The organism is Nocardioides aurantiacus (genome assembly GCF_003752505.1).
Lineage (GTDB): Bacteria > Actinomycetota > Actinomycetes > Propionibacteriales > Nocardioidaceae > Marmoricola > Marmoricola aurantiacus.
The window spans coordinates 3,903,836-3,916,205 of sequence record NZ_RKHO01000001.1 but is presented as its reverse complement, the minus strand read 5'-3'; the positions used below and the strand labels follow the sequence as shown (position 1 = coordinate 3,916,205).

The 12,370-nt window shown below is 71.4% G+C and carries 13 protein-coding genes and 2 tRNA genes; 4 read left to right on the top strand and 11 right to left on the bottom strand.

The genetic code is table 11. From position 1 onward, the window contains the following. The first annotated feature begins 127 nt into the window (after positions 1 to 127). Complete coding sequence (locus EDD33_RS18990; RefSeq protein WP_246003612.1) at positions 128 to 817, top strand: TMEM165/GDT1 family protein; 690 nt, start codon at positions 128 to 130, stop codon at positions 815 to 817. 30 nt (positions 818 to 847) lie between these two features. Here EDD33_RS18990 and EDD33_RS18985 read toward each other — a convergent pair whose 3' ends face one another. The 5 genes from EDD33_RS18985 to EDD33_RS18970 form a co-directional block, all read right to left on the bottom strand. Continuing rightward, on the bottom strand, positions 848 to 1,342 hold the full coding sequence (locus tag EDD33_RS18985) for a GNAT family N-acetyltransferase (RefSeq protein ID WP_123392650.1): 495 nt from the start codon (positions 1,340 to 1,342) through the stop codon (positions 848 to 850). Between the two features lie 12 nt (positions 1,343 to 1,354). Continuing rightward, on the bottom strand, positions 1,355 to 1,921 hold the full coding sequence (locus EDD33_RS18980) for a GAF domain-containing protein (RefSeq protein WP_170169882.1): 567 nt from the start codon (positions 1,919 to 1,921) through the stop codon (positions 1,355 to 1,357). 128 nt (positions 1,922 to 2,049) lie between these two features. Beyond that, positions 2,050 to 2,122 (bottom strand) — tRNA-Ala (locus EDD33_RS18975). A gap of 20 nt (positions 2,123 to 2,142) precedes the next feature. Then, positions 2,143 to 2,268 carry a DLW-39 family protein gene (locus EDD33_RS20410; protein ID WP_211332601.1) on the bottom strand — a complete coding sequence of 42 codons (126 nt, stop codon included), beginning with the start codon at positions 2,266 to 2,268 and terminating at the stop codon, positions 2,143 to 2,145. Positions 2,269 to 2,294: 26 nt separating this feature from the next. Beyond that, positions 2,295 to 2,768 carry a MarR family winged helix-turn-helix transcriptional regulator gene (locus EDD33_RS18970; RefSeq protein WP_246003611.1) on the bottom strand — a complete coding sequence of 158 codons (474 nt, stop codon included), beginning with the start codon at positions 2,766 to 2,768 and terminating at the stop codon, positions 2,295 to 2,297. Positions 2,769 to 2,846: 78 nt separating this feature from the next. On the opposite strand from EDD33_RS18970, the gene EDD33_RS18965 reads away from it, so the two are divergent. Both EDD33_RS18965 and EDD33_RS18960 read left to right on the top strand, forming a co-directional pair. Next, positions 2,847 to 3,353: a VOC family protein gene (locus EDD33_RS18965; protein WP_056542975.1), complete on the top strand. Its 507-nt coding sequence runs from the start codon at positions 2,847 to 2,849 to the stop codon at positions 3,351 to 3,353. Continuing rightward, positions 3,353 to 3,637: a GNAT family N-acetyltransferase gene (locus tag EDD33_RS18960; protein ID WP_123392646.1), complete on the top strand. Its 285-nt coding sequence runs from the start codon at positions 3,353 to 3,355 to the stop codon at positions 3,635 to 3,637. The genes EDD33_RS18965 and EDD33_RS18960 overlap by 1 nt, the downstream gene beginning before the upstream one ends. Here EDD33_RS18960 and EDD33_RS20920 read toward each other — a convergent pair. Continuing rightward, positions 3,555 to 3,740 carry a hypothetical protein gene (locus EDD33_RS20920; RefSeq protein ID WP_425463868.1) on the bottom strand — a complete coding sequence of 62 codons (186 nt, stop codon included), beginning with the start codon at positions 3,738 to 3,740 and terminating at the stop codon, positions 3,555 to 3,557. The two genes, EDD33_RS18960 and EDD33_RS20920, sit on opposite strands and share 83 nt — an antisense overlap. 292 nt (positions 3,741 to 4,032) lie before the next feature. Here EDD33_RS20920 and EDD33_RS18950 point away from each other — a divergent pair, with 292 nt between their 5' ends. After that, positions 4,033 to 5,466: a DUF222 domain-containing protein gene (locus EDD33_RS18950; RefSeq protein ID WP_123392644.1), complete on the top strand. Its 1,434-nt coding sequence runs from the start codon at positions 4,033 to 4,035 to the stop codon at positions 5,464 to 5,466. 131 nt (positions 5,467 to 5,597) lie between these two features. Here EDD33_RS18950 and EDD33_RS18945 read toward each other — a convergent pair whose 3' ends face one another. The 5 genes from EDD33_RS18945 to gyrB all read right to left on the bottom strand — a co-directional run bounded on the left by EDD33_RS18945 (position 5,598) and on the right by gyrB (position 12,342). Further along, positions 5,598 to 6,374, bottom strand: coding sequence for a hypothetical protein (locus EDD33_RS18945; RefSeq protein ID WP_123392643.1), 777 nt, complete (start codon positions 6,372 to 6,374; stop codon positions 5,598 to 5,600). Between the two features lie 137 nt (positions 6,375 to 6,511). After that, positions 6,512 to 6,585 (bottom strand) — tRNA-Ile (locus EDD33_RS18940). Positions 6,586 to 6,634: 49 nt separating this feature from the next. Continuing rightward, positions 6,635 to 7,462: a DUF3566 domain-containing protein gene (locus EDD33_RS20400; protein ID WP_211332600.1), complete on the bottom strand. Its 828-nt coding sequence runs from the start codon at positions 7,460 to 7,462 to the stop codon at positions 6,635 to 6,637. Next, positions 7,462 to 10,149, bottom strand: a complete 2,688-nt coding sequence (gene gyrA / locus EDD33_RS18930) for a DNA gyrase subunit A (protein WP_123392642.1) — start codon at positions 10,147 to 10,149, stop codon at positions 7,462 to 7,464. Before gyrA ends, EDD33_RS20400 begins: the two co-directional genes overlap by 1 nt. A 12-nt stretch (positions 10,150 to 10,161) precedes the next feature. Then, complete coding sequence (gene gyrB / locus EDD33_RS18925) at positions 10,162 to 12,342, bottom strand: DNA topoisomerase (ATP-hydrolyzing) subunit B (RefSeq protein ID WP_425463858.1); 2,181 nt, start codon at positions 12,340 to 12,342, stop codon at positions 10,162 to 10,164. Positions 12,343 to 12,370 lie beyond the last annotated feature (28 nt).

Genomic DNA, 12,370 nt, shown 5'->3' with positions numbered 1-12,370 from the left:
ACCGGTCCAGGCTACGTTCCCGCGCCTGGTGCCCTAGACTCGTGCCCGCCGAGAGGGAGTAGTCCTCAACAGCCGTGTCGACACACTGGTCCCCCCACGGGGATCCGGTACGGCGGGCCACCGCGAGGTGGCGGACGAGACTCTCGACCAGTCCGACGCACCCTCAGAGCTGCGCGTCCTGGTCGAGACGCGCTCCCCCGGGGCCCGCTTCGTCCCGGGCGCGGAGAAGGAGCCCCTCATGTACGCCTTCCTGCTGTCCACCGCGGTGATCTTCGTCGCCGAGCTGGGCGACAAGTCCCAGCTGATGGCGATGACCTTCGCGACGCGCTACCGCGTCCGCGACGTCCTCATCGGCATCACCGCCGCCACCGCCCTGGTCCACCTCGCCTCGGTCGGCATCGGCTACTGGGTGGGCGACGCGTTCGCCGACTCCCAGGACACCATCGCGATCGTCGCCGGCGTCGCGTTCCTCGCCTTCGCGGCCTGGACGCTGCGCGGCGACGAGCTCACCGAGGCCGAGGCCAACAAGGCCAAGAGCGCCACCGGCGCCGCGATCCTCGCCGTCGGCGTCGCGTTCTTCCTCGCCGAGCTCGGCGACAAGACCATGCTCGCCACCATCACCCTCGCCACCCAGGAGGGCTGGCTCGGCACCTGGATCGGCAGCACCGTCGGCATGGTCGCGGCCGACGCCCTCGCCATCGTCGTCGGCGCGGTGCTCGGCAAGCACTTGCCCGAGCGCGTCATCAAGTACGGCGCGGCCGCACTGTTCGCGATCTTCGGGCTGGTGCTGATCGCCGAGGGGCTGGGCTGGTTCTAGGGCCGGACTGGTTCTAGGGCCGCACTGGTCCTAGGGCCGGCCCCGGCCGGGCGGGCGGCGCATCCACACGTGCGGGATGCCGTCCTCCACGTAGTGCTCGCCCGGCTCGAAGCCCAGGCTGGCGTAGAACGCCTCGAGGTGCGCCTGACCGCCCAGCTCGACCGGCAGCCCCGGGTGGTCGGTCGCGCACACCTCCAGCGCCCGCTCCATCAGCGCCCGGCCCAGCTGGCGACCCCGGCCGCGGCCGGCCACGATCACCCGACCGATCCGCGGTGCGTCGTACGCCGCGTCGGGGGCCAGCACCCGGGCGTAGGCCACCAGGTCGCGCTCCCCGCCCTCACCGAGGTGACCCAGCAGGTGACGGGTGCCCTCGAGCAGGTCCAGTCCGTCCGGGTCGAGGTAGGCGCACTCCTGCTCGACGACGAACACCTCGGCGCGCAGCACCAGGACGTCGTACAGGGTGGGGACGTCGAGGTCGGCCGCGCGTACGACGGTCCAGATGGGCTGCTCGGAGGTGTCGGTCATCGCCGGCCGAGCCTAGGCGACGGTCCTGCTCCACGTGCGGATCCCGGCCTTGAGGGCGGCCAACCGGCTCTCCTCGAGCTCGGCGACCACCCGGGCGGCCAGCGCGTCCAGGGCCTCGACCTGCGCGGGGGCGAGCTCCCGGGGGTGGTCGTCCAGGACGCACAGCGTCCCGACCACGAACCCGGCGGGGCTGACCAGCGGGTGCGAGCCGTAGAAGCGGATCCGCCCCCACCGCCCGTCGACGAAGGGGTTCGCGGCCCACCGCGGGTCGGCCGAGGCGTCGGCGACGTGCACCGTCTGGCCGTCGTCGATGACCGCGTGGCACATCGTGTGCTGCCGGGCCTGGAGGGTGACCTCGGCCCCGACGGCCGCGACGGTGCGCTGCGTCGTCGACTTCATCAGGTTGATGGCCACGATCGGGACCTCGGCGACCCGGGCCGCCTCGAGCGCCAGGGCACGCAGCCACGGTGCGCCCTGCGGCACGTGGTCGTAGCGACCCACCTCGAGGTCGCGGTGCACCGAGGTGGCCAGCGGGACGTCGGTCGACGCGGGGCGGGGCGGGGACTGGACCTGGATCACGGCGACTCCCGACGGGTCGGGGACCTCGGGGAGTCCCGGGTCCGGAGGCGCCAATAATGCCACCAAATCGGACAAAGCGTCCGATGCAGATCCAGGTGGACTACCGAGTGGTCTACCGGTATGAGACGTGGAGCCTAGGGGACTCGAACCCCTAACCCCCTGCTTGCAAAGCAGGTGCGCTACCAATTGCGCCAAGGCCCCCGGTGGAGCGGTGCAACGGCTCAGGCCTTGCGGACCGGGTCCGTCGCCTCGCGCCAGAGGTCCTGCTCGTTCTTGCCCTCGTCGAGCTTGTGCTTGGCGAACAGTGCTGCGGCGCCGGTGAGCGCGAGCACGAGGATCTTCTTCATTTCCGTGACCTCCTGGGACGACCGGGTCAGCCTAGACGACCCGACACCCGCGCCAGCACCTTGGTGGTGACCCGGTCGAGCACCGCGAGCTCGTCGGTGGTGAGGTCCTCGAAGACCAGCTCGCGCACCTCGCGCACGTGGTCGGGGGCCGCGGCCACGATCGCGTCGCGGCCCGCGTCGGTGAGCTGCACGAACCAGCCGCGACCGTCGTCGTCGCACTCCTCGCGCCGCACCAGCCCGCGGGCCTCCATCCGCTTGACGTGGTGGGAGAGCCGGCTGCGCTCCCACTGCAGCTCCGCGGCCAGCACGGAGACGCGCACCCGACCCTCGGGCTGGTCGGTGAGCTGCACCAGCACGTCGAAGTCGGGCAGCGAGAGCCCGGAGTCCCGCTGCAGCTGGCGGTGCAGCGCGGCGGGAAGCGCGGCCTGGACGGCCAGCCAGCGTCGCCAGACCTGCTGCTGGTCGCCGGTCAGCCACGGGGCCTCGGAGGTGATGGACACCGCGGCATCGTACGCCGGTGGATGACACATCAACTAATCGTGTACCGTGACGGCTCGCCCACCACCCGAAGGACGACCATGACCTCGGCGCCCGCTCCGTCCCCCGACGACCTCGCCGAGCGCCGCGCCCGGCTCCGCGAGACCCATCTCCGTCCGCCCGGCGAGCGGCCGGCGTCGACCGCCCGGGGTCTGCACCACACCGCGCTGGTGAGCAGCGACGTCGAGCGGACCATCCGCTTCTACCAGGACGTGCTGGGCTTCCCGCTGACCGAGCTGATCGAGAACCGCGACTACCCCGGCTCCTCGCACTTCTTCTTCGACCTCGGGCACGACAACCTCCTGGCGTTCTTCGACTTCCCCGGCCTCGACGTCGGCCCCTACGCCGAGGTGCTGGGCGGCCTGCACCACTGCGCCATCTCCGTCGACCCCGACACCTGGGGTGCCCTGGTCGAGCGGCTCACCGAGGCCGGCGTGCCCCACGAGGTGCACAGCGGCGTCTCGGTCTACTTCACCGACCCCGACGGGGCCCGCATCGAGCTGATCGCGGACCCGCTCGGCGAGATGTACGGCGAGCAGGTCCTCTGATGGCCACCGCCGTCACCCGCAACGAGGACCGGTCCCGCTGGGAGGTCCGCGTCGACGACCAGCTCGTCGGGTTCGCGGCCTACCAGCGCACGCCCGACGAGATCGTCTTCACCCACACCGAGATCGACGACGGCCACGAGGGCGAGGGCCTGGGCGGTCACCTCGTGCGCGCCGCCCTGGACGACGTGCGCGCGGAGGGGCTCAAGGCCCTCCCCATCTGCCCCTTCGTCCAGGCCTTCCTCGACCGCCACGAGGACTACCAGGACCTCGACTCCCGCCGCTGAGCCGCACCACCGCGCCGAGCCAGCGCGGCAGCGTCCAGTTGGCGCGCCCGAGCACGCCGACCAGCGCCGGCGCGAGCAGGCTGCGCACCGCGACGGCGTCGATCGCGATCCCGAGCGCCAGCGCGGTCGCGGTCGCGGTCGCGGTCGCGGATCTTGACCTCCACCGTCGGTGCGGTCGACAGCGCCACGAGGGCCAGGAACAGGATCAGCGCCGCCGAGGTCACCAGCCGGCCGGTGTGGGCGATGCCATCGACCACGGCCCGGGGCCGCAGCACCCGGTCGGAGAGAGCGCCCATGCGTCCCAGCGCCCGTCGTGACGATCGGTCGAGCTCCTGCACATCCATAGATCGAGATCGACCTGGTGTTCGAACACATGTTCGATATAGACTCCGGGCATGCGCTGGCAGCCGCGACCTCCGACCCCCGGGACCGCCGCCATCCTCGCCCGCGCGGAGCGCAACACGCGCGCCACCCGACTCCTCGACGCCGAACGCGGCCGCATCGCCCTGGACTGGGCCCGCGCCCACGCCCTGGACCCCGACGACCCCGGCACCAGGACGCTGATGGGCGACCCCCGGCTCGGGGTGATCACCCTGGGTGGCCACGGGCTGGTCGTCGAACCGTGCTGCGACGCCGAGCTCGCGGTGGTGCTGCACGTCCACCCCCTCGCCGCCCGGGCCCTGATGGCCGACGCCGTCGACCTCGAGGCCCGGCTCCCCCAGAGCTGGGCTGCCCTGCAGGCCGGGGAGGTCGAGCTGTGGGTCGCCCGCAAGGTCGCCACCGCCACCCGCGACCTCGCCCCTGACGCCGCCACCCATGTCGACGACGCCATCGCGCCGCTGCTCCCCACCCTGCCCACCGGACGCCTCCTCGACGTCCTGGCCGCCCGCGTCGTCGAGGCCGACCACGCCCTGGCCGAGACCAAGGCCGCCGCCGCCAGACAACGCCGCGGCGCCTGGCTCGGCCGACCCGACCCCGACACCGGCCTGCAGACCCTCGTCGCCCGCGGCGACACCGAGACCCTCACCCAGGTCTGGACCCGCCTGGACCACCTCGCCCACCTCCTCGCCGAGCACACCGACACCCCGCCCGAGGCCAGTCTCGAGGAGCTCCGCGGCGACGCCCTCGGCCTCCTCGCCAACCCGCTCGCTGCCCTCAAGCTCCTTGTCGGCGCCGAGCACCACGACCAGCCCGAGCCCATCGCCGACGCGATCCGTGACGCCTCCCCCGCCATGACCCGGCCGCGGGCGATCGCCTATCTCCACCTCACCCCCGGACTCCTCCACGGCCACGGCGTCGCCCGCGCCGAGCAGATCGGCGCGCTGACCAAGACCCAGCTCGTCGATCTGCTCGGCCACCACCACGTCACGCTGAAGCCCGTGATCGACCTCGCCGAGGACGTCGCCGCCGACTCCTACGAGATCCCCGCCGCGATCGCCGAACGCGTCCACCTGATCCGACCCGCCGACACCTTCCCCCACGGCACCAGCACCAGCAGCGGCACCGACCTGGACCACGCCCAGCCATACCAACAGCCCTACGACGACACCGGCCCACCAGCCCAGACCCGGGTGTCCAACCTCGCCCACCTCGCCCGCACCGGCCACCGCACCAAGACCCACCACCCCGGCTGGCACCTCACCCTGCGCGACGGCAGGTCCGTGTGGACCACACCCCACGGCTACGTCCTCGTGACCGACAAGTCCGGCACCCACCACCTCACCGACCACGCCACCCACCACGCCACCCACCACGCCACCGAACGCCCGCGGCTCCGGATCGACGTCATCCGCACCCCCCTGCAGCTCGCGTGGGCACCCGCGGCCTGACCCGTCAGGCGCCGAGCTTGGCTGGACTCGTGCCGTGGCCTGCACCTACGGCGCGGTCACCCGAGTAGTGGTGAGCCGGGGCCTGTTCCACACTCAGCCCGGCTGATCGAACCCGCCGGGTGGGGGTGGGGTCAGACCAGCGACCGGTCCCCGGTCAGGAGCCCGGTGGCGCCATGGGCGAGGAAAGATCGGCGACGTTCGAGGGTGCTGGCGGCTAGCTCACGGCACAGCACCATCACCGCACCGGGGGCGTCCAGGGCGACGACGGGGACGGCGAGCGTCGCGCGCGTCGGTCGGGGCTCGGTCGGCCAGATGATGCGGATGCGGTGGTGGCGCCACGAGGGAGCGTCGTCGCGCCCGTGCACGAGCACCGCCGGGCGGCGGCCTTCGGTCTGGAGGTCGACGTGGGTGACGTCGTCCCAAGCGAGGGCAGCGGAGACGCCCCAGCCTTCGAGGCGTGCTCCCTGGGGGTCGACGAGCAGCGCCCGCCGGCGCAGCAAGGTCATCACCGCATCGGGGATCAGCGAGGCGAACAGCAGCACGAACGGCAGCAGGAACAACCCGCCGCCGTCCAGCCCCATGCCCAGCGCGGCCGTGACGAAGAAGACGGTGAACCCGACCCCGACCAGCGCCACTGACCATGGCACCGTGGTGCGCATCCGGATTCGCAGCACAGGCCCGCCGGCACCGGCCACACCGACAGAGCTGGCCGCACTGGCGGGGCTGTCCTCGGTGGAGACGGCCTTCGCGGGCCGTGGCAGCGCCAGGGCCCCGATCTCCATCGCGGCCGCGGCCGCGAGCATCGCGACACCGAGCGCGGGCAGCAGCAGCGGGTCACCGGCGTCGGGAGCCAGGAACGGTACGACGACGAGCAGCACGCCGATGGCGCCGATGGTGGTACCGACCACCGCCGCACCCCACCGGCGGCGCTGCGGGGTGTGGTGGGTGGGGGGTCGTTGGTCAGAAGAGGGCATCCCAGGCACTGTCCCTGCTGGAAAAGCAAGAAGCCCAGGTCGATTGGTGCTCCGAACTGGGCTTTCTCGGGTGGGCCTAAGAGGACTTGAACCTCTGACCTCTTCCTTATCAGGGAAGCGCTCTAACCGTCTGAGCTATAGGCCCGTGAACCGCAGGAAGGCTATCCCATCGACGGGGAGCCCTACAAAACGGGTCAGCTGTCCTCGGCGAGGGTGACCTCGATGCCGCCCAGCAGCGCGGCCGAGAGGTTGTAGAGGAACGCGCCGAGGGTGGCGATCGCGGTGATCAGGATGACGTCGACGACCGCCACGATCATGGTGAAGCCCATCACCCGCGACGTGCCGACGTAGTCGGTGACGTCGAACTGCGGGCCCGAGGCGTTGCCGACGGACTGCTGCACGATCGAGTTGATGGAGTCCCACACCCCGGCCGCACCGAGCACCGCCCAGACGATGGCCACGGCCACCACCAGCACGATGCCGAGGGCGATCGAGAGCAGGAACGAGGTCTTCATGACCGACCACGCGTCGATCTGCGTCAGCCGCAGCCGCGCCTTGCGGGTGCGGGGCTTGCCGCCCGACTTCGCAGCACCCGGCTTCGCAGCGCCCGTGGCCGCACCACCCTGGGCGGTCGCAGCGCCGGCAGGACGCCGGGCCGGGGCCGAGCTGGAGGTCGAGCCCGACGCAGCCGGCGCCGCAGCAGCGGCCGCCTTCTCGCGCTCGGCCTTCTCGCGGTCGGCCCTGTCACGGGCCGCCCGGTCCTGGGCGGCCTTCTCGGCCTTGTCGTCCTTGGCCGCCTGCTTGGCGTCGCGGCGCTCCTGCGACCTGGCCTCCCGCTCGCGGCGGGCGGCCTCCTTCTCGGCGCGGCGCTGCTCCTCGCGGGCCTCCTTGGCGGCCTGGGCCTCGGCGGCCCTGCGCTTCTCCTCGTCCTGCTGCGGCGAGGGCGGGGGCAGTACCGGGCCGCCACCACCCTGCAGCGTGCGGCGCGGAGCGAGCGGGCCGTCGTCACGACGCTCGGACATCAGTCCTCCCCGGATCCGTCGGTGTCGGTCTCGTCGGTCGACGAGTCCTCGACCTCGGTGATTGTGTCACCCGGGTCCTGGCTCTCCGCGTCGGGCGCACCGGCGTCGACCACCGCGTCGGCCTCCTCGACCGCCAGCTCGACCGCCTCCTCGACCTCGGCGTCACGCTCGACGCTGCGGGCCACGACCGCGACCTCGTCGCCGTTCTTCGGCGTCACGAACCGCACGCCCATGGTGGAGCGACCGGTCGGTCGGAACTGGTCGTCGATGGGGCTGCGGACCACCTGGCCGCCCGAGGTGATGGCGAGGATCTCGTCGCCCTCGACCACGATGAACGCGCCGACGAGCACGCCTCGCTCCTCGTTGGCCAGCGACATCGCCTTGATGCCGAGACCGCCGCGGGACTGGGTGCGGTAGTCGGCGATCGGGGTGCGCTTGGCGAAGCCGCCGTCGGTGATGGTGAAGACGTACTGCGGCTTGGCTGCGGTGTGCTCGGCCTCGGCCTGCACCTGGTCGGCGCGGATCACCGACATCGACAGCACCGAGTCGCCCTCGCGGAACTTCATGCCCTGCACGCCGGACGTCGCGCGGCCCATGGGACGCAGCTGGCTGTCGTCGGCCGGGAAGCGGATCGCCTGCCCCTTGCGGGAGACCAGCAGGATGTCGTCGCCGGCGTCGACCAGCTCGGCCCCGATGAGCTCGTCGTCGGCCTCGCGGAAGTTGATCGCGATGACGCCGGCCTGCCGGGGGCTGTTGTAGTCGCCGAGGCGGGTCTTCTTCACCAGCCCGGCCCGGGTGGCCAGGACGAGGTACGGCGCCTGCTCGTAGTCGCGGATCGCCAGCACCTGCGCGATCTCCTCGTCGGGCTGGAAGGACAGCAGCCCGGCCACGTGGCCGCCCTTGGCGTCGCGCGAGGCCTCGGGCAGGTTGTAGGCCTTGGTCCGGTAGACGCGACCCGCCGTGGTGAAGAACAGCAGCCAGTGGTGGTTGGAGGTCGCCATGAAGTGCTCGACGACGTCGTCGCCGCGCAGCGCCGCTCCGCGCACGCCCTTGCCGCCACGACGCTGGGTCCGGTAGTTCGAGGCCAGCGTCCGCTTGGCGTAGCCGCCGCGGGTGATCGTCACGACGAGGTCCTCGTCGGGGATCAGGTCCTCCATGGACAGGTCGCCGTCGGCCGCGATGATCTGGGTACGCCGGTCGTCGCCGTACTTCTCCACGATCGAGGCGAGCTCCTCGCCCACGATCGAGCGCTGCCGCGACTCGTTGGCCAGGATGTCCTCGAGGTCGGCGATCTCGAGCTCGATCTCGGCCAGCTGGTCGATGATCTTCTGGCGCTCCAGGGCGGCCAGGCGACGCAGCTGCATGTCGAGGATCGCGTTGGCCTGCAGCTCGTCGATCTCGAGCAGCTCGATCAGGCCGGTGCGGGCGTCGTCGACCTCGGGCGAGCGCCGGATCAGCGCGATCACCTCGTCGAGCATGTCGAGCGCCTTGACCAGCCCGCGCAGGATGTGGGCCCGCTCCTCGGCCTTGCGGAGCCGGTAGCGGGTGCGCCGCTGGATGACCTCGATCTGGTGGGCGACCCAGTTGGTGACGAACTGGTCGATGGTCAGCGTGCGCGGCACCCCGTCGACCAGAGCCAGCATGTTGGCGCTGAAGTTGGTCTGCAGCTCGGTGTGCTTGAGCAGGTTGTTGAGCACCACCCGGGCGACGGCATCGCGGCGCAGCACCACGACGAGGCGCTGGCCGGTGCGGCCCGAGGAGTCGTCGCGCACGTCGGCGATGCCCTGCACCTTGCCGCTGCGCACCAGGTCGGCGATCTTCTCGGCGAGGTTGTCCGGGTTGACCATGTAGGGCAGCTCGGTGATGGCCAGGCAGGTGCGGCCGCGGCTGTCCTCGTCGACCTCGATCACCGCGCGCTGGGTGATCGAGCCACGACCGGTGCGGTAGGCCTGCTCGATGCCCTCGCGACCCACGATGAGCGCACCGTTGGGGAAGTCGGGGCCCTTGACGCGCTCGATCAGCGCGTCCTGGAGCTCCTCACGGCTGGCGTCGGGGTGCTCGAGCGCCCACAGCGCGCCCTCGGCGACCTCGCGCAGGTTGTGCGGCGGGATGTTGGTGGCCATGCCGACCGCGATGCCGGCCGAGCCGTTGACCAGCAGGTTGGGGTAGCGCGACGGGAGCACCGTCGGCTCCTGGGAGCGCCCGTCGTAGTTGGGCTGGAAGTCGACGGTCTCCTCGTCGATGTCGCGCACCATCTCCAGCGCGAGCGGGTCCATCCGGCACTCGGTGTAGCGCATCGCGGCGGCGGCGTCGTTGCCCGGGGACCCGAAGTTGCCCTGGCCCTGGATCAGCGGCGCGCGCATCACCCACGGCTGGGCGAGCCGGACGAGGGTGTCGTAGATCGCGGAGTCGCCGTGCGGGTGGTACTGGCCCATCACGTCGCCGACGACGCGGGAGCACTTGGAGAAGCCACGGTCGGGGCGGTAGCCGCCGTCGTACATCGCGTAGAGCACCCGGCGGTGCACCGGCTTCAGGCCGTCGCGCACGTCGGGCAGCGCGCGACCGACGATGACGGCCATCGCGTAGTCGATGTAGGCCCGCTGCATGGAGGTCTGCAGCTCGATCGGCTCGATGCGGCCGCCGCCTCCGCCGTCGCCGGACCCGAGGTTGTCGGTGGTCTCAGTCATGGGGTGTGTGTCCTAGATGTCGAGGAAGCGGACGTCTTTGGCGTTGCGCTGGATGAAGGAGCGTCGCTGCTCGACGTCCTCACCCATGAGCACCGAGAACACCTCGTCGGCCTGCGCGGCGTCGTCGAGGGTGACCTGCAGCATCAGCCGCTGGTCGGGGTTCATCGTGGTCTCCCACAGCTCGTCGGCGTTCATTTCGCCGAGACCCTTGTAGCGCTGGACGGGGTTCTCCTTGGGCAGCTTGCGGCCCTGGGCGAGCCCGTCGCGCATCAGCAGGTCGCGCTCGGAGTCGGAGTAGACGAACTCGTGCTCGTGGGGCTTGTTCCACCGCAGCCGGTAGAGCGGCGGCTGCGCCATGTAGACGTAGCCCCCCTCGATGAGCGGCTTCATGAAGCGGAAGAGCAGCGTCAGCAGCAGGGTGTTGATGTGGTGGCCGTCCACGTCGGCGTCGGCCATCAGCACGACCTTGTGGTAGCGCAGCTTGTCGATGTCGAACTCCTCGTGCACGCCCGTGCCGAGCGCCGAGATGATCGCCTGGACCTCGGTGTTGGCGAGCACCTTGTCGAGCCGCGCCTTCTCGACGTTGAGGATCTTGCCGCGGATCGGGAGGATCGCCTGGACGCGCGGGTCGCGGCCCTGGCGCGCCGAGCCACCGGCCGAGTCGCCCTCGACGATGAAGACCTCGCACTCCTCGGGCAGGTTGGACTGGCAGTCCGACAGCTTGCCGGGCAGGCCGCCGCCGCCGAAGAGGTCCTTGCGCGAGCGGGCCAGGTCGCGCGCCTTGCGGGCCGCGATCCGTGCCTGCGCCGCGGACTGGGCCTTGCGGACGATGTCCTTGCCCTCGGCGGGGTTCTTCTCCAGCCACATCCCGAGCTGCTCGTTGACCAGCCGCTGCACGAAGCCCTTGGCCTCGGTGTTGCCGAGCTTGGTCTTGGTCTGGCCCTCGAACTGCGGCTCGCCGAGCTTGATCGAGATGATCGCGGTCAGGCCCTCGCGGATGTCGTCGCCCTTGACGCGGTCCTCGGCCTTCTTCATCAGGCCCCACTCCTCGCCCCAGCTGTTGACCAGCGTGGTGAGCGCGGTGCGGAAGCCCTCCTCGTGGGTGCCGCCCTCGTGGGTGTTGATGGTGTTGGCGAAGCTGTGGACCGACTCGTTGTAGGAGGTGTTCCACTGCATCGCGAGCTCGAGGCTCATGTGGGCGTCGTGGCTCTCCGGCGTCTCGGCCTCGAAGCTGATGATGCTGGGGTTGGCCACGGTCTTGCTGCGGTTGAGGTGCTCGACGTAGTCGACCAGGCCGCGGTCGTAGCGGAACCGGCGCTCGACGGCACCGGCCGCGGTGCCGCGGGCCAGGTCGGCACGGTCGGCGTGCGTCCCGTCCTCGGCCTCGCCGGCGTCCTCGGCGTCGGTCACCGTCTCGTCGTTGACCGCCTCGGCGATCTGCGCGGCGGCCGGCCGCTCGTCGCGCACCACGATCTCGAGACCCTTGTTGAGGAAGGCCATCTCGCGGAACCGGTTGGTGATGGTCTCGAAGGAGTACGTCGTGGTCTCGAAGATGTCGGGGCTCGCCCAGAAGCGGGTCGTGGTCCCGGTCTCCTCCGTCGCCTCGTGGCGCTCGAGCGGCCCGGTCGGGACCCCGAGCTCGAAGGCCTGCGTCCAGCGGTAGCCGTCGCGCTTGATGTCGACCTCGACGCGGCGCGAGAGCGCGTTGACCACGGAGACGCCGACGCCGTGCAGGCCGCCGGACACCTTGTAGCCGCCGCCGCCGAACTTGCCGCCGGCGTGCAGCACGGTCAGCACGACCGTGACGGCCGGCAGCTCCTGGCCCGGGGGCACGTCGACCGGGATGCCGCGGCCGTTGTCGGAGACCTGGACGCCGCCGTCGGGCAGCACCGTGACCTCGACGCGGTCGCAGTAGCCGGCCAGCGCCTCGTCGACGGAGTTGTCGACGACCTCCCACACCAGGTGGTGCAGGCCGCGCTCGCCGGTGGAGCCGATGTACATGCCGGGGCGCTTGCGGACCGCCTCGAGCCCCTCCAGCACCTGGATCGCGCTGGCGTCGTAGTTGCCCGCCTCGACGGCGTGCCCCTCGACGATGCTGGCGGGCACCACGGCGGGCACCTCGGGGTGGTCGGCCGGCACGGCGGCCGACAGGTCAGCGGGCAGGTCAGCAGGGGTGGTGGGCTCGTCGGCCACGGACACGTCCTCAGGTCCTAGACATCAC

Bases quoted from the DNA above. Each gene is read 5' to 3' on its own strand.
- EDD33_RS18985 (WP_123392650.1), bottom strand. From the start codon at position 1,342: ATGACCGACACCTCCGAGCAGCCCATCTGGACCGTCGTACGCGCGGCC.
- EDD33_RS18950 (WP_123392644.1), top strand. From the start codon at position 4,033: ATGCGCTGGCAGCCGCGACCTCCGACCCCCGGGACCGCCGCCATCCTC.
- EDD33_RS20410 (WP_211332601.1), bottom strand. From the start codon at position 2,268: ATGAAGAAGATCCTCGTGCTCGCGCTCACCGGCGCCGCAGCACTGTTC.
- EDD33_RS18960 (WP_123392646.1), top strand. From the start codon at position 3,353: ATGGCCACCGCCGTCACCCGCAACGAGGACCGGTCCCGCTGGGAGGTC.
- EDD33_RS18965 (WP_056542975.1), top strand. From the start codon at position 2,847: ATGACCTCGGCGCCCGCTCCGTCCCCCGACGACCTCGCCGAGCGCCGC.
- EDD33_RS20400 (WP_211332600.1), bottom strand. From the start codon at position 7,462: ATGTCCGAGCGTCGTGACGACGGCCCGCTCGCTCCGCGCCGCACGCTG.
- gyrA (WP_123392642.1), bottom strand. From the start codon at position 10,149: ATGACTGAGACCACCGACAACCTCGGGTCCGGCGACGGCGGAGGCGGC.